Annotated in this window: 17 protein-coding genes; 13 read left to right on the top strand and 4 right to left on the bottom strand. The window is 64.6% G+C overall.

What is annotated here, in order from left to right:
- Positions 1-186 precede the first annotated feature (186 nt).
- Positions 187-855: a cysteine hydrolase family protein gene (locus NKK50_RS22525; RefSeq protein ID WP_023686098.1), complete on the bottom strand. Its 669-nt coding sequence runs from the start codon at positions 853-855 to the stop codon at positions 187-189.
- A gap of 325 nt (positions 856-1,180) precedes the next feature.
- Between NKK50_RS22525 and exbB the strand changes: the two genes are divergently transcribed.
- From exbB to NKK50_RS22465, 12 genes are all read left to right on the top strand, one after another.
- Positions 1,181-2,170: a tonB-system energizer ExbB gene (gene exbB, locus NKK50_RS22520; protein ID WP_023687757.1), complete on the top strand. Its 990-nt coding sequence runs from the start codon at positions 1,181-1,183 to the stop codon at positions 2,168-2,170.
- A gap of 6 nt (positions 2,171-2,176) precedes the next feature.
- Entirely contained in the window at positions 2,177-2,635 is a 459-nt protein-coding gene (gene exbD / locus NKK50_RS22515) for a TonB system transport protein ExbD (protein WP_023710186.1), read from the top strand.
- Complete coding sequence (locus NKK50_RS22510) at positions 2,632-3,591, top strand: energy transducer TonB family protein (protein WP_023713408.1); 960 nt, start codon at positions 2,632-2,634, stop codon at positions 3,589-3,591. The genes exbD and NKK50_RS22510 overlap by 4 nt, the downstream gene beginning before the upstream one ends.
- 171 nt (positions 3,592-3,762) lie before the next feature.
- Positions 3,763-4,857, top strand: a complete 1,095-nt coding sequence (locus NKK50_RS22505) for a transporter substrate-binding protein (protein ID WP_023693237.1) — start codon at positions 3,763-3,765, stop codon at positions 4,855-4,857.
- Entirely contained in the window at positions 4,854-5,453 is a 600-nt protein-coding gene (locus NKK50_RS22500; RefSeq protein WP_023834664.1) for an ANTAR domain-containing response regulator, read from the top strand. Before NKK50_RS22505 ends, NKK50_RS22500 begins: the two co-directional genes overlap by 4 nt.
- Entirely contained in the window at positions 5,431-6,333 is a 903-nt protein-coding gene (locus tag NKK50_RS22495) for an ABC transporter permease (protein WP_023693235.1), read from the top strand. The genes NKK50_RS22500 and NKK50_RS22495 overlap by 23 nt, the downstream gene beginning before the upstream one ends.
- A gap of 13 nt (positions 6,334-6,346) precedes the next feature.
- Positions 6,347-7,267 carry an ABC transporter permease gene (locus NKK50_RS22490; protein ID WP_023834663.1) on the top strand — a complete coding sequence of 307 codons (921 nt, stop codon included), beginning with the start codon at positions 6,347-6,349 and terminating at the stop codon, positions 7,265-7,267.
- Positions 7,268-7,343: 76 nt separating this feature from the next.
- Entirely contained in the window at positions 7,344-8,939 is a 1,596-nt protein-coding gene (locus tag NKK50_RS22485; protein WP_444849001.1) for an ABC transporter substrate-binding protein, read from the top strand.
- Positions 8,929-9,873, top strand: a complete 945-nt coding sequence (locus tag NKK50_RS22480) for an acetamidase/formamidase family protein (RefSeq protein WP_023668593.1) — start codon at positions 8,929-8,931, stop codon at positions 9,871-9,873. The genes NKK50_RS22485 and NKK50_RS22480 overlap by 11 nt, the downstream gene beginning before the upstream one ends.
- A 187-nt stretch (positions 9,874-10,060) precedes the next feature.
- Entirely contained in the window at positions 10,061-11,842 is a 1,782-nt protein-coding gene (locus tag NKK50_RS22475; protein ID WP_023834662.1) for an ABC transporter ATP-binding protein, read from the top strand.
- A gap of 128 nt (positions 11,843-11,970) precedes the next feature.
- On the top strand, positions 11,971-12,921 hold the full coding sequence (locus NKK50_RS22470; protein WP_031202896.1) for a hypothetical protein: 951 nt from the start codon (positions 11,971-11,973) through the stop codon (positions 12,919-12,921).
- A 49-nt stretch (positions 12,922-12,970) separates the two neighbouring features.
- Positions 12,971-14,182, top strand: a complete 1,212-nt coding sequence (locus tag NKK50_RS22465; RefSeq protein WP_023834661.1) for a hypothetical protein — start codon at positions 12,971-12,973, stop codon at positions 14,180-14,182.
- Positions 14,183-14,229: 47 nt separating this feature from the next.
- Here NKK50_RS22465 and NKK50_RS22460 read toward each other — a convergent pair whose 3' ends face one another.
- The 3 genes from NKK50_RS22460 to NKK50_RS22450 all read right to left on the bottom strand — a co-directional run bounded on the left by NKK50_RS22460 (position 14,230) and on the right by NKK50_RS22450 (position 18,863).
- Positions 14,230-17,655 carry an acyl-[ACP]--phospholipid O-acyltransferase gene (locus NKK50_RS22460; protein WP_352500522.1) on the bottom strand — a complete coding sequence of 1,142 codons (3,426 nt, stop codon included), beginning with the start codon at positions 17,653-17,655 and terminating at the stop codon, positions 14,230-14,232.
- 91 nt (positions 17,656-17,746) lie between these two features.
- Positions 17,747-18,034, bottom strand: a complete 288-nt coding sequence (locus NKK50_RS22455; protein WP_023681450.1) for a YiaA/YiaB family inner membrane protein — start codon at positions 18,032-18,034, stop codon at positions 17,747-17,749.
- Between the two features lie 142 nt (positions 18,035-18,176).
- Entirely contained in the window at positions 18,177-18,863 is a 687-nt protein-coding gene (locus tag NKK50_RS22450; protein WP_352520791.1) for a PspA/IM30 family protein, read from the bottom strand.
- Positions 18,864-18,970: 107 nt separating this feature from the next.
- Between NKK50_RS22450 and NKK50_RS22445 the strand changes: the two genes are divergently transcribed.
- Entirely contained in the window at positions 18,971-19,579 is a 609-nt protein-coding gene (locus NKK50_RS22445) for a TetR/AcrR family transcriptional regulator (RefSeq protein WP_023834658.1), read from the top strand.
- The last annotated feature ends 72 nt before the right edge of the window (positions 19,580-19,651 follow it).

The following is a 19,651-nucleotide window of genomic DNA, read 5'->3' as shown; positions in this document are numbered from 1 at the left end:
GATCGGGAACGCCGGCGGGGACAGCACCCCCCTCTGTCCTGCCGGACATCTCCCCCTCAAAGGGGAAGATTGGCAGCTTGAGCGCCGGCTCTCAACGTTGGTAATTGGCGAAAGCCGACGTGATGTCTGATCGCCCTCCTTGCGGGGGATGCCCGGCAGGGCAGAGGGGTGCTGTCCCGCCAGCGTCTAATCACCACTCAGCACTGCCAGCGCCTCCAACACCGCGTCAGATTCCGTCAGCGTACCAAATACCCCGTCCTCCACCGTCACCATATGCAGCGCCGCGTCATGCGCGTATTGGTCGCCGCTGGCGCAGGCATCGGCGATGGTCAGGCACTGGAAATTGCGGTCGCAGGCCTCGCGCAGCGTCGTGTGCACGCAGACATCGGTCGTGCAGCCGGAAAAGATCAGATGGGTGATGCCGCGTGCGCGCAGCACAAGTTCCAGGTCGGTGTAGGTGAAGGCGCTGTTGCAGGTCTTGTCGACGATGATGTCGTGCGGCGCGACGTCGATGTCGGCGACGATCTGAAAGCCGGGGCCGGAGCGCAGCAGCACGTCGGTGCCTTCGAGACCCGCCCGCTTGCGGCGCCATCTCTCGTACGGCGTCATGTCGGCCATGTCGCCGCGATATCCCTGCCTGGTGTGAATGATGGTGAGGCCGGCCGCGCGTGCCGCTGATATCAGTCGGTTGACTGTCGGCAGGATGGCGCGCAGCGGCGCGGGGTCATAACCCTTCCTGGCGAAATAGCCGGTCGGCGAGAGGAAATCCTCCTGCAGGTCGATGACCAGCAACGCGGTGTTTGCCGGCACCAGCCGGCCGTCATAGGGGAAATCGAACGGTATCGCCTTGATCATCGCAGCCTGCCTCAATTGCTGCCCGGTATCGTGGCCCAGCAACCCTGCGGCCGTCCATCCCTCAGTGCGACGACACCAGGTAGACCGACGCCAGGACGATGTGCCGCTGAGACATCGCGCCGATAATCGTTGGCCAAAAAAGCCATCTTGTTTGTTGACTAGTAAACTCATGTTTTATAGTCAAGCAGGGCACTCGGCCGCCTGAATTGTTTCCAGCGGCTGTGCCGCGTTTGAGAGAAGCCAGAACCAGTGGCTGGATTTCCGGGGTCGACATTCCGTCACCGACCAGCCGATCGTACGTGCAATGACGAAGCGAGGAAGAAGCGTGTCCAGAAATGGTTTGTTGGCGGCGCTGGCCGCGGTCATGCTGTCGGCCGGCAGCGCTGCTGCGCAAGAGCAGCCAAACACGCAGCCCAGGGTGACGACGGAACCCGCTGCAGCTGCCCGGTCGGCGGCCCAGCCTTCCCCGGTCGCAGTCGAACGGCCCGCACCGGCTGCGCCTGTCGCGCCGGCTTCGCCAACTGCCGGGCAGGCGGCGCCGACCGCGCCACAGCCGGCAACCCAGCCCGGTGCATCCGCGCAGGCCGAGCCTTCGGCAATATCGCTGACGCTGCCGCACGATCTGTCGCCCTGGGGCATGTTCATGGCCGCCGACATCATCGTCAAGGCGGTGATGATCGGGTTGGCCTTCGCCTCGCTGGTCACCTGGACGGTGTGGCTGGCCAAATCGCTGGAGATTCTCTTCGGCAAGCTCGGCGCCCGTCGCGCTGCGCGCGCCATCGGCAATGCCGCCACGCTGCGCCAGGCCGGGCGCGCGCTTGGCAACAGTGGCGGCCCCGGTGCGCTTTTGGTGCGGGCGGCCGAGGAAGAGACTGCCCTTTCGGCCGGTGCGCTCGGCCATGTCACCGGCGACGGGCTGAAGGAACGCGTGACGTCGCGCCTGTCGCGCATCGAAGCGGCGGCGGCGCGGCGCATGTCGCGCGGCACCGGCGTGCTGGCGACGATCGGCTCGACGGCGCCCTTCGTGGGCTTGTTCGGCACCGTCTGGGGCATCATGAACGCCTTCATCGGCATCTCGCAGGCGCAGACCACCAACCTCGCGGTCGTCGCGCCCGGCATCGCCGAGGCGCTGCTCGCCACGGCGATGGGCCTGGTCGCGGCCATTCCCGCGGTGGTCATCTACAACGTCTTTGCGCGGTCGATAGCCGGCTACCGGCAGCTCCTTGCCGATGCCTCGGCCGGGGTCGAGCGGCTGGTCAGCCGCGATCTCGATTTCCGCACGGTGCCGCAGGCGCCCGCGCTGGCGGCGGAGTGATGGGCTATGGCGGCTAGAATTCGCGAGGCTATCGATGGCGATCTCGAGGAAAACCACGAGATCAATGTCACCCCGTTCATCGATGTCATCCTGGTGCTGCTGATCATCTTCATGGTCGCTGCACCCTTGGCGACAGTCGACGTCAATGTCGATCTGCCGGGTTCGACGGCGACGCCAGCACCCCGGCCGGAAACGCCGCTGTTCCTGACCCTGAAGGACGATCTGACGCTCGCGATCGGCAATGACAGCGTGCCGCGCCAGGCTTTCGCCGCGGTGCTCGACGGCAGAACCAAGGGCGACAAGCAGACCCGCATCTTCCTGCGTGCCGACAAGGCGGTCGGTTATGGCGAGCTGATGGAGGTGATGAACCTGCTGCGCGGCGCTGGTTATCTGAAGATCGCGCTGGTGGGGCTGGAGACGGTGCCGGCGGACGCATCCGCGGCGCACCGGGGCGCCGCCCCGTGACGCAACTGGCCGCCGCCGCACCCGCGGCCGACCCGCCACGCGCCGGCCTGCGCGAAATTGGCTTGTGGGCGGCTGCGGCCATTGTCATTGTCGGCGCGCATGTCGCGATCGCCTATGCCGTCCAGAGCTTCAGCCTGGCCAACATGGCCGATGGCGGCCCGCCGCCGGCTGTGGCTATCGAGCTGTCGCCGATGATGGTGGCGCCGGCGGTGCAGGAGGACTCGATGGCCGACGTGGTGACGCCTGAGCCGCCGAACCAGATCGAGGAGGCGGTTGCCGAACTGAAGCCCGTCGTGGAGCCCGAGCCCGGTCAGCCGGGGCCGGTCGCCGAGAAGACGGAAGCGGTTCAACCCGCCGCTCCGATCGAGACGGCAGCGGCCGAGCAGCCCGATCAATCGCCGCCGCTGGATGAGGTGGTGCCCGACATCGTCCCGACCATAGCGCCGGATGTGGTCATTCCGCCGCCCCAGACCAAGCCGGCGGAGACCAAGCCGGCGGAGACCAAGCCGATCGAGAAGGCGAAGAAGGCTGCCGAAAAACCCAAGCCGAAAGCAAAGAAAGAGAAGAAGGAAAAGGCCGCGCCGGCGAAAGCGGTCGTGACCGCCAGTGTCGATCAAAAGGCAGCGGCGAAGGCGTCGGCGCCGAAGGCTTCGCAATCGAGTGGATCATCAGTCAGTGCAAGCAAATGGAACTCCCAGCTGATCGGATGGATCAATCGGCACAAGCGCTACCCGAGCGCGGCAAGGTCGCGGCGCGCCGTGGGTACCGCAAATGTGACCTTCGTCGTCAGCGCTTCGGGCAAGGTGACCTCCGTCCGGCTGACCCGATCTTCGGGGGACGCCGATCTCGATCGCGCCGCGCTCGGCATTCTGCAGGGTGCGACGGTGCCCGCGCCACCGCCTGAGAAGGCCGGTACGGCTGTCGTGGCGCCTTTGATGTTCACGCTGCGGAACTAGAAGCAGCCGGACAAGGCCGATCCCATGACCACGTACTTTCCCGCTTGACTGACCCGCCGGACCGAATACGCTAGCGCAAAATACCGGCCTTGGTCGCCGGGCGGCAAATATGCCTCGTATGCCTCGCCCTCCGGCGCTGGCTGCGGGGCATTGTCATTTCTGAGGATCGGTTTGAAACGGCGTATCGAGATCGGCATCCTGTATTCCCGCTCGGGCAGCTACCAGTTGGTCTCCGATGCGTGCCGGATGGGCGCCACGCGCGCCATCGCCGACATCAATGCCGATCGGAGCTATGGCATCGAACTGGTTCCGGTCGAGCGCGATCCGCAAAGTAATGCCGATCGCTACGCGACTTTGTGCGAGGACATTTTCAGGACCAGCAGCGCGCGCCATGTCGTCGGTTGCGTCACCTCGTGGAGCCGCAAGGAAACCATCCCGGTGCTGGAGAAGGCCGGCGGCATGCTCTGGTATGCCTGCCCCTATGAAGGGTTCGAGGCCAACGAGCATGTCGTCTACATGCACGCCTGCCCCAACCAGCATCTGGTTCCGCTGATGGCGCATGTCGTGCCGCGTTTCGGCGCCAACGGCTTCCTGCTCGGCTCGAACTACATTTGGGGCTGGGAGATGAACCGCGTGGCGCGCGACCTGATCGCGGATGCCGGCGGCAAAGTGCTGGGCGAGCGCTATCTGCGCATCGGCGAGACCGACGTGTCGCGGTTGATCGCGGAAATCCGGGCGACGAGGCCGAGCTTCATCCTCAACAATCTGATCGGCACCTCGTCGTATGCCTTCCTGGCGGCTTACCGCGAGTTGGGCGATGAGGATGCGGCATTCAGGCCGGAAAACTGCCCCGTCATCTCCTGCAACCTCACGGAAGGCGAGTTGCCGGCGATCGGCGAGACAGGGAAAGGGCATCTGTCGGTCGGGCCCTATTTCGCGCCCCGGCCGGCTGCCTTCGCTTCGTCCTTCGAGGCCTCCGCCTATGCCTCGGTGCAGGTGATGGCCGACGTGCTGTCGCGCAACACTGATGCCGGCCCGGCGGAATTTTCCAAGGCCTTCGCCGAGCGGCGCTTCTCCACCCGGCTCGGGCCGATCGCCATCGACGCCCACTCCCAGCACGCGACGCTGCCAGTGATCATCGGCCGGATCGCCGATGGCTTCTTCGAGGTCGTCAGCCAGGAGGATGAGGTCGCGCCGGATCCCTATCTGTCGCGCTACGACCCCGCCAAGACATTCGGCCGTCCGCGTCTGAGGGTGGTGTCATGACGCGGACGCGCATCCCCAATCTCGGCGGCGCGCGGGCTTTCATCCTGCATCGCCCGCATCCGACGGTGCAGGCCATCACCAGGCAATTGTCGGCCATCGGCCTGGCTACGATCGACTGCTGGCCGGAATTGCCGCCGGAAGCTCTCGCCGCCGATTTCGTCTTCTTGGATGCCGATCTCGGTTTCGACGAGCAGTTCCCGTGGGAAGCCGGTGAGGCGCCGATGCCGCTGGTGGCGCTGATCGGTTCCGAGGCGCCGGGGCGTATCGAATGGGCGCTGTCGCACAAGGCCGATGCGCAGCTGCTGAAGCCGGTCGGCAATGCCGGTGTGTACAGCGCATTGCTGATCGCAAGGCAGAGCTTCGAGGCACGCAAGCATTTAGCCGGCGAGATAGCGTCGCTGCGCCAGCGCGTCGCCGAGCGCCAGACCATTGTGCGCGCGGTGACGGCGCTGTCGAAAGGCAGCGATGACGAGCGTGCCTATGCACAACTGCGATCGCTGGCGATGAGCTGGCAGATCAGCGTCGAGGATGCCGCGCGCAGGATCGTGGCAATGACGGATGAGGAAGGCGGCGATGACCAGTCCCATCGCGCCTGATCTCCCGGTACGCATGCCGGCAAAACCGCGCGCCGGCGTCTGGCGTCGGCTGGTCAAACGCCGCCTGGCGCTGCTCGGGCTGGTCATCGTCGCCATTGTTGTCGCCGGCGCCGTGCTGGCGCCCCGGCTGACCGGCTACGATCCCAACGAGCAGATGTTCGACGGCCTGACCATCGAGGGCTCGCCGCTGCCGCCCAGCGCCCAGTATTGGCTCGGCACCGACCTGCTCGGACGTGACCTCTTGACCCGCATCCTCTACGGCGCCCGCACCTCGCTGATCATCGGCATCGTCGCCAATGGCGTGGCGCTTTTGATCGGCACTTTGGTGGGCGTCACCGCAGGCTATTTCCGCGGCTGGATCGGCAGTGCGCTGATGCGCTTCACCGATCTGATGATGGCGTTCCCGGCGCTGCTGCTCGCCATCTGCCTGGCGGCAGTGTTTCAGCCGAGTCTGTGGATCGTCGCCATGGTCATCGCGCTGGTCAACTGGGTGCAGACGGCGCGTGTCATCTACACCGAGACCTCATCGCTGGCCGAGCGCGAGTTCATCGATGCCGAGCGCAGCATCGGGGCGAGTGCGCCGCGCATCCTGTTTCGCCACATCCTGCCGCATCTGCTGCCGACCATCATCGTCTGGGGCACGCTCGGCATCTCGACCACGGTTCTGCTCGAGGCGACGCTTTCCTTCCTCGGCATCGGTGTGCAGCCGCCGACCGCGTCGTGGGGCAACATCATTTTCGAGAACCAGACCTATTTCCAGGCCGCGCCCTGGCTGGTGTTCTTCCCCGGCGCCGCAATCCTCGCGTTGGCGCTGGCCTTCAATCTGATCGGCGACGCGTTGCGCGACATCCTCGATCCGACGCAAAGGGGCCGGGAATAATGGGGGGCCGGTCATGATCGCCTATCTCGGCCGCCGGCTGATCCAGTCGCTGCTCATCCTGCTTGGCGTCTCGCTGATCACTTTTGCGCTGCTCTACCTCTTGCCGGCCGACCCGGTGCGGCAGATCGCCGGCCGCAGTGCCACGCCGCAGACGGTGGAAAACATCCGCCAGCAACTCGGCCTCGACCAGCCTTTCGTGGTCCAGTACTGGCACTATCTGACGAAGCTACTCAGCGGCGATCTCGGCCGCTCCTACATCCAGCGCTCGGAGGTCACCGAACTCATCGTCTCGCGGCTGCCGGCCAGCCTGCTTTTGATGGTCGGCGCCATCCTTTGCGAATTGCTGATCGGGCTCTCGATGGGGCTGATCGCCGCCGTCAAGCGCGGCTCCGCCACCGACCAGACCCTGATGGTGGCCTCCTTCGTCGGCGTCTCGGCGCCGCAATTCGTGGTTGGCCTGTTGCTGCTCTACGTCTTTGCCGTGCGGCTAAGCTGGTTTCCGATCGGCGGCTACGGCACATGGCGCCATCTGGTGCTGCCGTCGTTGACCATGGGCGTACTCGGCGCCGGCTGGTATGCGCGCATGATGCGCTCGTCGATGATAGACGTCCTGCGCCAGGATTATGTCCGCACGGCGCGGGCCAAGGGCCTGGCGCGCAGCGCCATCATATTCCGCCACGCACTGCCGAATGCCATCCTGCCGGTCATCGCCATGATCGGCATCGACATCGGCATCTTCATGGGCGGCATCGTCGTCGTCGAAAGCGTGTTCGGCTGGCCCGGCATCGGTCAGCTGGCGTGGCAGGCGATCCAGCGCGTCGACATTCCGATCATCATGGGCGTCACGCTGGTGTCGGCCTTCGCCATCGTGCTCGGCAATCTGCTCGCCGACATCATCGCGCCGTTCATCGATCCCCGCATCAAGCTCAGATGAAAATGAAACAGAGAAAGGGAACACAACAATGAAAAAGTTTCTCGCATCCACAGTCGCGGCATCCGCCTTGGCCCTCATGCTCGGCATGACAAGCGTCCGCGCCGAAGACACGGTCGATCCCAACGCCAAGCAAGGCGGCGCCATCACCATCACCTACAAGGACGATGTTGCGACCCTCGATCCGGCGATCGGCTATGACTGGCAGAACTGGTCGATGATCAAGAGCCTGTTCGATGGGCTGATGGATTACGAGCCGGGCACCACCAATTTGAAGCCCGACCTCGCCGAAAGCTACGAGATTTCGCCCGACGGCCAGACCTTCACCTTCAAGCTGCGCCATGGCGTGAAATTCCACAATGGCCGCGAGATGACGGCCGACGACGTGAAATATTCGCTTGACCGCGTCACCAATCCGAAGACGCAGAGCCCCGGCGCTGGCTTCTTCGGCTCGATCAAGGGCTATGACGATGTCGCCGCCGGCAAGGCCGAAGGCCTTTCCGGCGTCACCGTCGTCGATCCCTACACGGTGAAGTTCGAGCTGACCCGGCCCGACGCCACCTTCCTGCATGTCATGGCCATCAATTTCGCCCATGTCGTGCCGAAGGAAGAGGTCGAGAAATATGGCGCCGATTTCGGCAAGCATCCGGTGGGCACCGGCGCCTTCAAGCTCGCCGAGTGGACACTCGGCCAACGCATCGTCTTCGAGCGCAATGCGGATTACTGGCACAAGGGCCTGCCGCATCTCGACAAGATCACCTTCGAGATCGGCCAGGAACCGATCGTGGCGCTGCTGCGCTTGCAGAAGGGCGAGATCGATGTGCCCGGCGACGGCATTCCGCCGGCAAAATTCCAGGAGGTGATGGCCGATCCCGAGCAGAAGGCGCGCGTCGTCGAAGGCGGTCAGCTGCACACCGGCTACGTCACCATGAACACTACCATGGCGCCGTTCGACAATGTGAAGGTGCGTCAGGCCGTCAACATGGCGCTCAACAAGGCGCGCATCATCCAGATCATCAACGGCCGCGCCGTGCCGGCCAACCAGCCGCTGCCGCCGTCGATGCCGGGCTACGACAAGGAATACAAAGGTTATCCCTATGACGTAGCCAAGGCCAAGGCGCTGCTGGCCGAGGCCGGTCATCCCGATGGTTTCGACACGCAGCTGTTCGCCATGAACACCGATCCCAACCCGCGCATTGCCCAGGCGATCCAGCAGGACCTGGCGGCCATCGGCATCAAGGCCAGCATCCAGTCGCTGGCGCAGGCCAATGTCATCGCCGCCGGCGGTGACAAGGCCGGCGCGCCGATGATCTGGTCGGGCGGCATGGCCTGGATCGCCGACTTCCCCGATCCGTCGAATTTCTACGGCCCGATCCTCGGCTGCGCCGGCGCGGTGCCGGGCGGCTGGAACTGGTCGTGGTACTGCAATAAGGACCTCGACGCCAAGGCGGCCGAGGCGGATTCTGTGGTCGACCCGGCAAAGGCCGGCGAACGCGACAAGATGTGGAGCGCCATCTACGACAAGGTGATGGAAGACGCGCCCTGGGCGCCGGTCTTCAACGAACAGCGCTTCACCATGAAATCCGCCCGAATGGGCGGCGCCGACAACCTCTATGTCGACCCGGTCCATATCCCGATCAACTATGACAATGTGTACGTAAAAGATGTGCAATAGCTGCGACTACACCATCCATGGGCGCCATCACCATTTCGGCTGGGACAATTCCTTTGTCCCGGCCGAGCGGGTGGCGCCCGGCGCGACCATCGAGTTCCAGTGCCTCGATGCCGCCGGCGGCCAGCTGAACGCCGACAGCACGGTCGCCGAAATCGTCAAGCTCGACTTCGCCGGGGTCAACCCGGTGACCGGGCCGATCTTCGTCGAGGGCGCCGAGCCGGGTGACGCGCTCAAGGTGACGATCGAGATGTTCAAACCGTCCGGCTTCGGTTGGACGGCGAACATTCCCGGTTTCGGCCTGCTCGCCGACGACTTCACGGAACCGGCGCTGAACATCTGGAAATACGATGCAGCCGCGCTCGAACCGGCGCTGTTCGGGAAAAACGCGCGCGTGCCACTGAAGCCGTTCGCCGGCACCATCGGCAATGCGCCGGCTGAGATGGGGCTTCACTCGGTGGTGCCGCCACGGCGGGTCGGCGGCAATCTCGACATCCGCGATCTCGCTGCCGGCACGACGCTCTATCTGCCGGTTGAGGTGGCCGGCGCGCTGTTCTCGGTCGGCGATACGCACGCCGCACAAGGCGATGGCGAGGTCTGCGGCACGGCGATCGAGAGCCCGATGGACGTCGTGCTCAAGCTCGACCTTGTCAAGGACGCCAGGCTGAAGACGCCGCGCTTCACCACGCCGGGCCCGGTGACGCGCCATCTCGACGCCAAGGGTTACGAGGTGACGACGGGGATTGGGCCGGATCTGATGGCGGGCGCGAAGGAGGCGGTGGCGCAGATGGTCGATCTGCTCGCTGGGCGTTACCAGATTGATCCGGTCGAGGCCTATATGCTGGCCTCGGTGTGTGGTGATCTGCGCATCAGCGAGATCGTCGACATGCCGAATTGGGTGGTGTCGTTCTATTTTCCGCGTTGCGTGTTTGAATGATGTCAGGTCGGCGCTGCACCCCCACCCCGCTGCTTCGCAGCGACCCTCCCCACAAGGGGGAGGGTAAAGCGCTGCCACCCTACCTCCCCCTTGTGGGGAGGTCGGACCGGAGGTCCGGGTGGGGGTCAGCGCCAAGGTTTGTGCGAATGGTGCGACGGAACCAATCCGTCGCAGGGCTCCACCCACAATGACCCTCGCCGACAACCCCATCCTCTCCATCGCCAACCTCTCCGTCAGCGTGCGCGGCGAGGACGGCGAGCGCGATGTCGTCTCCAACCTGTCGCTGACGCTGGCGCGCGGCGAGACGCTCTGCATTGCCGGCGAATCCGGCTCCGGCAAGTCGATGACCGCGCTGGCGATCATGCAGCTTTTGCCGCAGCCGGCGGCGCGCATATCGTCAGGCATGATCCGTCTTCGGGATGGGAATCGGGGCGACACCGACCTAGCAACCCTCGACGAACGCCAGATGCGGCGCATTCGCGGCGACCGCATCGCCATGATCTTCCAGGAGCCGATGACCTCGCTCAACCCGGTTCTGTCGATCGGCCGGCAGCTGACGGAATCCATCGAGGCGCATACCAGCCTGTCGCGGGCCGAGGCCCGCCAGCGCGCGATCGAGGCGTTGAAGGCGGTGCGCATTTCGGAGGCGGAAAGCCGGCTAAAGCAGTTTCCGCACGAACTCTCCGGCGGCATGCGCCAGCGGGTGATGATCGCCATGGCGCTGGCGCTCGAGCCCGACGTGCTGATCGCCGATGAGCCGACGACGGCGCTCGACGTCACCGTGCAAGGCGAAGTGCTGGAGCTGTTGCGCGACCTGCAGCGCCAGCATGGCACCAGCGTCATCCTGATCACCCACGATATGGGCGTGGTTGCCGAAATGGCCGACCGGGTCATCGTCATGCGCGACGGCCGCATGGTCGAAGAAGGCACGACATCGGATATTTTTGCCCGGCCGCAGGCCGACTATACGCGCGAACTGCTGGCTGCCGTGCCGCGCATCGGCAGTGGTGTCGGTCGACAGAAATCCAGGAATGCGATTGACGTCTTGAAACCGGCCAATGTCGCCGAGGTCAACGACCTGCATGTCCGCTTCGATCTGCGTGGCGGCATCTTTGGCCAGGTCACCCGCCGCGTCCACGCCGTCGAGGGCGTCAGCTTCTCGATCGCGCCCAACGAAACGCTCGCTCTGGTCGGCGAATCCGGCTGCGGCAAGTCGACCACCGCCAAGGCGCTGGCCGGACTGGCGCCGTATAGCGGCGACATCGTCATTGGCGGGCGCAATCTCTCCGTTCTTGGCCGCGACGAACGCAAGGCGGTGCGCCGTGACGTCCAGATGATTTTCCAGGATCCCTTCGCCTCGCTCGATCCGCGCATGCGCGTCGGCGACCTCGTCGCCGAGCCGCTGGTGATCCATGGCATCGCCTCGCAGGACGAGCGCCGGGAACGGGTGGCGGCGCTGTTCGAGCGCGTCGGCCTGTCGGCCGCCCAGATGGAGCTCTATCCGCATGAATTCTCCGGCGGCCAGCGCCAGCGCGTCTGCATTGCACGGGCGCTGGCGCTCCGACCAAAACTGATCATCGCCGACGAAAGCGTCTCGGCCCTCGACGTTTCGGTGCAGGCGCGCGTGCTCGATCTCCTGAAGGAATTGCAGCGCGAATTCGGCGTCGCCTATCTCTTCATCTCGCACGACATGGCGGTGGTCGAGAATATTTCCGACCGCGTTGCCGTCATGTATCTCGGCCAGATCGTCGAGATGGGCACGCGCGACCAGGTGTTTTCCAACCCGCGCCATCCCTACACCAGGCGGCTGATCGACGCCGTGCCGGTGCCCGATCCGGCGAAGCGCAGAACCCGCTTCGCCCGCCTCGACCAGGAGATACCGAGCGCCACCCGCAGGATCGGCGAGGCGCCGCTGAAGCTGGCGCTGAACGATGTCGGCGGCGGCCATCTGGTTGCTGCGGAAAGCTGAGCCCGCACTGGCTGGCAGCTGTTCTTTTACTTTGTTGAGTACAACCAAGAACTGCCGTCTCGGGTTTACCGCGTCTTAGGTGGACGGCGGCCACTATACGGTCGGCGTTCTTGCCACGGGGAAAAATAGTGCTCAAGGCGGTTCTGCAGCTGCTGCCGGGTCGGTTCATGGATGTGCGCATGCGCGTATCCGCCGACTACGAGACGCGCGTCGTGGAGCGGCCCGGGCGCTGGATGAAGGCTGCCGAACTGGAGCAGCTGAGCAGCGATCTGCGGCTGGTAGCGTCCAAGACACTGAAGTTCGGCAGCCTGACCTATGGCGTGTTTTCCGGCGACCGCAGCCGGCTGGAACATTCCATCATCACCATTGTCTACCGGCGCAGCGACCGGCAGCCGATCGCCTTCAACTCGCTGGCGCTGATGGAGATATCGCTCGCCGGCAAGCCCTATGAAGTCTTGCACCTCGGTCTGGTCATGATCGATCCCGACGAGCGCAGCCGCGGGCTGAGCTGGATCCTCTACGGCCTAACCTGCTTCCTGATGTTTTTGCGCAATCAACTGCGGCCGATCTGGATTTCCAATGTCACCCAGGTACCCGCTGTCGTCGGCATGGTCGCGGAGGCGTTCAGCAATGTGTTCCCAGGACCGCATGCCGGCGCGCGCCGCTCGCTTACCCATGTGCTTCTGGCGCGGCAGATCATGGCGCGCCATCGCCATGTCTTCGGTGTCGGCCCCGAAGCTGGTTTCGACGAAGAGCGCTTCGTCATCACCAACGCCTATACGGGCGGCTCGGACGATCTGAAGAAGACCTTCGACGAGGCGGCCAAGCACCGCGTCGAGACCTTTAACGAGTTCTGCCACAAAGAGCTCGACTACACGCGCGGCGATGATGTGCTGCAGATCGGACAGATGAGCTTTCAGTCGGCGCGCACCTATCTCGCCGACGCGGTTCCGCGCGGCTCGCTTGCCGCCCTTGCGGTAGCAGGTGCGGCGGCCACGCTGCAGCGGCTGGTTTTGCCGGTGGTACACTGGGCGGATAGCAGCCGCCAATGGAATGTGCTGAGACCATGGACACGCTGATGGCTTCATCCGTGATGATGCCTGGGTGTGAGCTGATGGGCGCTGACCGATGAACCTCGATGGCACGCTCGTGGCCGACACCATCACCTCGCTGGCGGCGCTGTTCGGGCTGCTGATCGTGATATCGGTCGTCGGCGGGCGCGACACCGGCGATCCGCTGTCGCGGCGTTTTCTGTTCGGTTTGCGGGTGCTGGCGGTGCTGCTCGCCTGCCGAATCCTCGACTGGACTACCGGCCTCGCACTCTTCCGCTTCGTCACCATCGCGGCGGCGGGCCTGCTGCCGCTGGCCGCACTGCTGCTGACCGAGGGGCTGTTGCGCCGGCATGCGCCGTTTGCGCTAAAGTTCTTTGCCGCCGGCGGCGCCCTGCTGTTGCTACTGCTGGCGCCGATCTCGGAACGCTTTGCCGAGCCATGGCGGATGGCGGTACTACTTGCCTTCCAGTTCGGAGGTTTTCTCGCCATCGGCTGGCTGGTGATGACGCGCGATCGCGACAGCCTGTCGGCGGCCGAAAACCGCACGGTCGAGCGCATGGCGCTGTCGCTGCTGTTGATCATTCCGTTCATGGTCACCGACTACCGGCCCGGCCTGTTCGAAGTGCCGGTTCGGCTTGGCGGCATCGCCATCCTGTTCCTGTGCTGGCTTACGATCGGCCTCGGGCGCGCCAGCCTCGGCCATCGCGACACGATCGGCGCCTTTACCGTGATTACGCTGAGCTCGGTTTTCGCCGGGCTGGCGCTGGGCGGCATCGACGATCTCGGCTGGCGCGGCAGCGTGCAGGGCGTGGTGATCGTGCTTTCGGCGACGCTGCTGGCAGTCATCTACAATGACAGCGTCAGCCTCACCGCCGAGAAGCGCCGCGACTCGTTGCTGAAGCATATGGCCGAGGGCGACCTCACCGATTCGGCGCGCTTCCTGCGCGGCCTGCAGAGCCATATCCTTGTCGACGGCGCGCTGATCCTGCCGGCAGGGGACCTCGGCGATTTCGACCTGAAGGTGCTGGCCCGTGCACTGGAGCAGGAGCCCGTGCGCTCGCTCGCCGATGCGCAGCCGGGGGCGCCAGTCGACCAGGATATACGCGAGCAGCTGGCATGGCTGTTCGAGAAATATGAGGCGACCCATGTGCTGCTGGCGACGCTCGAGCCGTTGACCGTGGTGGCGCTCAACATGCCGGCGCTGGCATCGTCGCCAGGCGTGGAAATGGAGCTGCGGGCAGTCCAGCGCATGGCGATGCTGATCTCGCAGCGGCATGCGAAGGGTTGATCTACTGAACGGGCCGGCTCTTGCGTCGGCCCGTTGCCGTAGCCGGGTCAGGCGGCCTTGGTCTTCAAGGCTTCTTCGTCGCGCACCATTTTTGTCACGGCGGCGAAGTCGAGCTTGCCGGAGCCAAGGACCGGTACCTTTGAGACCACCCGCACTTCGGCCGGGACCATCAGGTCCATGGCGCCGTTGGCCTTGGCGTAGGCGAGGAATTCCGCTCGTGTGGCGCCGGGTGCCTCGGTGATGAGGATCAGCTTTTCGCCCTTGCGCGCGTCGGGCACCGTGGCGACCGCCGACAGCGAGCCCTTCCACAATTCGCCGGCCAGCGCTTCGACAGCGGCCAGCGAGATCATCTCGCCGCCGATCTTGGCGAAGCGCTTGGCGCGGCCGCGAATGGTGATGAAGCCGCCTTCGTCGATAGCGACGACGTCGCCCGTATCATGCCAGCCGTCCTCCAGCGGTTCGAGCACGCCGGGCTTCTCGGCCCGGAGATAACCGGCCATGACATTGGGGCCGCGCACGAACAGCCGGCCGCCTTCGTCGACGCCGGGGACCGGATCGAGGCGGTATTCCATGCCGGGCATGATCTTGCCGACGGTTCCGGAGCGATTGTACATCGGCGTGTTGATGGAGATCACCGGCGCCGTCTCGGTGACGCCGTAGCCCTCGAGGATGCGTAGGCCGAACTTCTCCATATAGGTCATGCGCGTCGCTGTCTTGACCGGTTCCGCGCCGGCAAAGCAATAGCGTATCGAGCGGAAGTCGTAGGGGTGAGCGGTGCGCGCATAGCCGGAGAGGAAGGTGTCGGTGCCGAAGATGATCGTCGCGTTCGAGCCGTAGATCAGTTCCGGCACGAGGCGGTAGTGCAGCGGCGAGGGGTAGAAATAGACCGGCACGCCGGAGATCAACGGCAGCACCGTGCCCGCGGTCATGCCGAAGGAGTGGAAGATCGGCAGCACGTTGAACACCTTGTCGCCCGAATGGAAGTCGATACGCGACGCCGCCTGGGCGGCGTTGGCCAGGATGTTGCGGTGGCTCAGAACGACGCCCTTCGGCGTGCCTTCCGAACCCGAGGTGAACAAGATCACCGCCGCATCGCCGGGCTTGCGTTTCGCGCGCGGCGTCGACTTGCGCAGCAAGCCGAGCAGCTTATCCTTGAGACTGATGGTCTTTCTGAGATCGTCGAGCCACACGATGTCGACCGAGCGACCGAGTTCCTCGACCACGGCGCCGAGCTTTGCCTGTTCGACGAACGCGCGGGACGTCAGCACGGTGCGGACTTCGGCGGCCTTGCAGGCGGACAGAATATTGGCAGCACCTGCGGTGAAGTTCATCATCGCCGGAACCTTGCCGGCGGACATGACGCCGAGCAGCGTCGCGCAAGAGCCGTTGGCGTTGGGCAGCATGATGCCCAGCGTCTGCTGGTCGGCATAAAGGTTCTGGAACTTCTCACCAAGCACGGCGGCAGCCGTGAGCAGCTTGCTGTAGCTGAGAGAACCGGTGACCGGATCCTGAACTGCGAGCTGTTTCATGCCGCGTTCGTTCGCCGTCTCGATGATCTTTTCCAGTACGGTCTTGTCGATGTCCTGGGTGCGGAAAACGAGATCCGACATCACCTGGTAGAGCGCGGAACCCGCTGCGGCGCGGCGCTTGCGGCCCTTCAGCTCTTGCGGCACCTCGAGCTTGACCGGTTCCAGAATGGTCACCTTGACCTTCGGGAACAGGCGGCGGCGCACATGCTGCGAGCTCAGCCGCGAGAAGTAGGTCTTCTCCAGCCCGTCGATGCGCACCGGCACAACCATCGAGCCGGTCTTGTCGGCAACCATGGCGGCGCCGTCATAGACCTTCATCAGGCCGCCGGTCACGGTGATGCGTCCCTCCGGGAAGATCACCAGCGGGTCACCGCCCTGCACGATCTTGATCAGCGTGCGGGTCGACATCGGCTTGGCCGGGTTGAGCGGCAAAGCGCGGGCAAGTTTCATGAACGGCTTCATCCACCAGGCCTGGGCAATGGTGTAGTCGATGGCGAAGACCGGCTCCTCATCGGTCAGCGTCAAGGCGAGCGGACCGTCGAGGAAGCTGACATGGTTGAGCGCCAGGATCGGCGCCTTGCCGGCGGCTTTCAGGTTTTCCATGCCCTCGACTTCGAGGCGCAGGAAAGCGCGGAACAGGATGGAGACGAAGTCACGGAAGGGGTTCGTCGGCAAATATTTCAGCATCAGCCAGGCGGCAATCGCATTGGCCGCGGCGAGGCCGAACAGGATGCCGCCGGTCGAGACCTTTGTCTGGATCAGGGCCATGATGATGCCGCCGCCAGTCATGAAGCCGGCATTGACGATACTGACGGCGGCGACAACCCGGGCGCGCCGCGCTTCGGGCGACCAGGCCTGCACGGCGGCGAAGGTCGGCACCACCAGGAAAGCGGCTGCAATGGCCATGCCGGCGAGGTCGATGGCGACGCGGACCGTGTTTGGGCCGGCGAAGAACGCGCGAAGGGTTTCCGCCTGGGGCGACGGCGTCATGCCGGAGATGGTCCAGGCGAGATGCAGGCCGAACAGGGCGAGCAGCGCCGTGCCGACCGGTGCCGGCAACAGCACGATGCGGCCCTGCGACATCCAGGCGGCGATGGCCGAACCGATGGCGATCGAGACGGCGAACACGGCGAGGTAGACGGTGACGGCCATTTCGTTGCCGCCGAGCGAATCCTTGATCAGCACCGGCAGGAGCGAGAGCACGATGGCGCCGATCAGCCAGAACCACGACGTCATCAGGCCGGCGCGCCAGATGCGCGTGTCGGTGCGCAATTCGGCGACCTGGCGCCAGGTCGAGCGGAAGATGTTCTTGTCGATGACAAGGTCGGGCGCCGCCGAACCGGTCGACGGGATGTAGCGGCTGACGAGCCAGCAACCGACGGCGAGCGCCATCATGATCGGTCCGAACACCGCGACACCGATGCCATCGGCGGAAACGACGCCGCCGGCTATGGTGCCGCCGAGAATCGCGGCAAACGTAGCTGACTCGATCCAGGCGTTGGCCTTGGGCAGTTCCTTGCGTTCGAGGTGATCGGGCAGGATGCCGTATTTGATCGGTCCGAACAGCGCCGAGACAACGCCGAACATCAACAGCGCCGTCATCAGCACGGGAATGGACGACAGGGCGATGCCGACGACGGAGACACCCGCCGCCGCGATCTCGGCGAATTTCAGACGCTTGGCTATGAGAGCCTTGTCGAAGCGGTCGGCGAGCTCGCCGCCGAGCGCCGACAGGAGCAGGAAGGGGGCCATGAAGACGGCGCCCGCCAAGGTGACCAGTGATGCCGCCTGGTCCGCCGCCAGCGTGAACAGAATAAGGAACACCAGCGTGTTCTTGAGGAAATTATCGTTGAAGGCGGACAGGAACTGCGTCCAGAACAAGGGCGCAAAGCGCCTGGACGTCATCAGATGAGCTGTCGGTCGGTTGATCGGGGCGATTTCCATAGCGGCGACTTCCATTGGGCAAGACCGATTAAAATCCTGGCTGGATTGATCAGCGGTCTTGCGCGTTGAGCCTTGTTTAGCGGGAACCCGGTTACACTTCGTTACTGCGGCTGACTTCCATCAGCAACTTCTCGGTCTTGGCGTCTTCCAGCCGGTTGATGAAGCGGCTTGCCTCTTCCGAGTCGCGCAGCGTCTTGGTGATGGTGATCGAGGTGTGCACGAGCATGATGGCGGCCATGGCGTAAAACCCCTTGGCGGCGAAGCTCGCCTCCATGAAGTAGATGCCGCCGGCCATCATCATGGCGGCAACGGCGAAACTGGCCATGGTGAAGGTCTTCCAGGCGCTTGAGTCCTTGGGGGAATAGGTGTTCGGGGTCATCGATATGGTCCTTTCGTTTCAAGGTCAGGTTGGTTGGGCGTGGGTCTGTTTCAGGCTGGATACAATCAGGCCGGATACAATCAGACTGGATAACAATCAGGCCGGGTACGATCAGACTGGATAACAATCAGGCCGGGTACGATCAGGCCGGCTTGGTCATGGTCTTCGTGAGCCGTTCGAGCACGGCGTCGGCGCTGCTTCTCAGCGGCGCGCCGCAGCCGGCGGCCGCAAGCTTCTCTGAGACCGCGGCAGGATCGCCCGACTGTTCCATCTCGGCCATGGCGGCCGCGGTGGCGTCGATCTGCTTTTGCCTGGTGCGCAGGCGCAGCAGCGTCTCCTCGGCGTCCCTGAGCGCCGACAGGCTGGAGCCGGGCGCGCTTTCTCGCAGGCGCTGGGTCGAGTCGACCGCGGCAACGATGCGCTGGCCGCGCTGCAATTCGCGCAGGCGCATTTCGGAGACGCGGATAATCCGCTTGAGACGCTCGATCTCGGCGCCGAAGCTTTTCTGCGCCTCGGCGGAGGCGTCGCGTTCGGCTTCCAGCATGGCGATGGTTTCGGCGGCTTCGCGGGCCAGTTCATTCTGTCCCTGCTCGATCGCGGCGATCGTGCGCTTCTCCAAATCGTCGATGCGGAGGACAAGCTTCTTGTACTGCGCGACTTCCTGTTCATTCTGGGCGATGGCAATTGCAACCGCCCGGCGGGCGGCCGCGATAGCGTCGGCGCAATCGCGGATCTGCTGGCGCAGGATTATCAGCGCGTTGCGGTCGACGACCGCCTCGGCGGCTTCGTAGCTTCGGCCGCGAACGAGAGCAAAAAACTGTTTCAACATTTCCGTTTCTCCTCTATGAACGTTGTTCATGAGGCAAAGTAGCACATTGTGAACGGCGTTCAAGCAGAAAATGAACGGTGTTCATGATTGCGCATAAGAGAAGGTTAATGACCGCAAAACGGGACGCCAAACGCGAGGACCTAAAAGGCAAGCTGATCGAGGCCGCGCAAGCGCGCATCCAGTCCTCGGGGCTCGCCGGTCTGCGTGCGCGCGACATCACGGCCGATGCCGGCTGCGCGCTGGGCGCGCTCTACACCGCCTTCGCCGACCTGGACGAGCTCATCCTGCATGTCAATTCGATCACGCTGGCAAGACTTGGGGCGGCGTTGGAACAAGAGGCGACCGCCGCCGCCGAGCCAAGGGCCAAGCTGAAGGCACTGGCCAAGGCCTATCTCGGCTTCGCCCGCGGCAATCGCATGGCGTGGAAGGCGCTGTTCGAGCATCGCATGGCGCCAGGCGTGGCGGTGCCCGGATGGCATCTGGCCGAACATGCCGTGCTGATCCAGCATCTGGTCGAGCCGCTGGCCCAGCTGCTCCCGGCGGCGGCAACGCCGGAGCTTTTGGCCCGCGCGCGCACGCTGTTCTCCGCCGTGCATGGGATCGTCACCATCTCGCTCGAAGACCGTTTCATTGGCCTGGCGTCCACCGATCTCGAAAGTGAGCTGCTGGGTTTCGTCGACACGCTGGTAAGCGGGCTGAAGGCGGAAAGAGAATGAGCTGCTGCGATCGGCTCTTGCTTCACGGCACTCTGCCCTTATGAAGATCGTGGCGGGGACTGGCCGGTTGAT

The sequence above is a fragment of the Mesorhizobium sp. M0001 genome (assembly GCF_040324255.1).
Classification (GTDB): Bacteria; Pseudomonadota; Alphaproteobacteria; order Rhizobiales; family Rhizobiaceae; genus Mesorhizobium.
This window is presented reverse-complemented; position numbering and strand designations above follow the sequence as displayed.

What these genes read in the sequence shown, in the direction of transcription:
- NKK50_RS22455 (WP_023681450.1), bottom strand. Translation starts at nt 18,034, where the DNA reads ATGACCCCGAACACCTATTCCCCCAAGGACTCAAGCGCCTGGAAGACC.
- NKK50_RS22450 (WP_352520791.1), bottom strand. Translation starts at nt 18,863, where the DNA reads ATGTTGAAACAGTTTTTTGCTCTCGTTCGCGGCCGAAGCTACGAAGCC.
- NKK50_RS22495 (WP_023693235.1), top strand. Translation starts at nt 5,431, where the DNA reads ATGACCAGTCCCATCGCGCCTGATCTCCCGGTACGCATGCCGGCAAAA.
- NKK50_RS22500 (WP_023834664.1), top strand. Translation starts at nt 4,854, where the DNA reads ATGACGCGGACGCGCATCCCCAATCTCGGCGGCGCGCGGGCTTTCATC.
- exbD (WP_023710186.1), top strand. Translation starts at nt 2,177, where the DNA reads ATGGCGGCTAGAATTCGCGAGGCTATCGATGGCGATCTCGAGGAAAAC.
- NKK50_RS22465 (WP_023834661.1), top strand. Translation starts at nt 12,971, where the DNA reads ATGAACCTCGATGGCACGCTCGTGGCCGACACCATCACCTCGCTGGCG.
- NKK50_RS22460 (WP_352500522.1), bottom strand. Translation starts at nt 17,655, where the DNA reads ATGGAAATCGCCCCGATCAACCGACCGACAGCTCATCTGATGACGTCC.
- NKK50_RS22485 (WP_444849001.1), top strand. Translation starts at nt 7,344, where the DNA reads ATGCTCGGCATGACAAGCGTCCGCGCCGAAGACACGGTCGATCCCAAC.
- NKK50_RS22445 (WP_023834658.1), top strand. Translation starts at nt 18,971, where the DNA reads ATGACCGCAAAACGGGACGCCAAACGCGAGGACCTAAAAGGCAAGCTG.
- NKK50_RS22480 (WP_023668593.1), top strand. Translation starts at nt 8,929, where the DNA reads ATGTGCAATAGCTGCGACTACACCATCCATGGGCGCCATCACCATTTC.
- NKK50_RS22490 (WP_023834663.1), top strand. Translation starts at nt 6,347, where the DNA reads ATGATCGCCTATCTCGGCCGCCGGCTGATCCAGTCGCTGCTCATCCTG.
- NKK50_RS22475 (WP_023834662.1), top strand. Translation starts at nt 10,061, where the DNA reads ATGACCCTCGCCGACAACCCCATCCTCTCCATCGCCAACCTCTCCGTC.
- NKK50_RS22525 (WP_023686098.1), bottom strand. Translation starts at nt 855, where the DNA reads ATGATCAAGGCGATACCGTTCGATTTCCCCTATGACGGCCGGCTGGTG.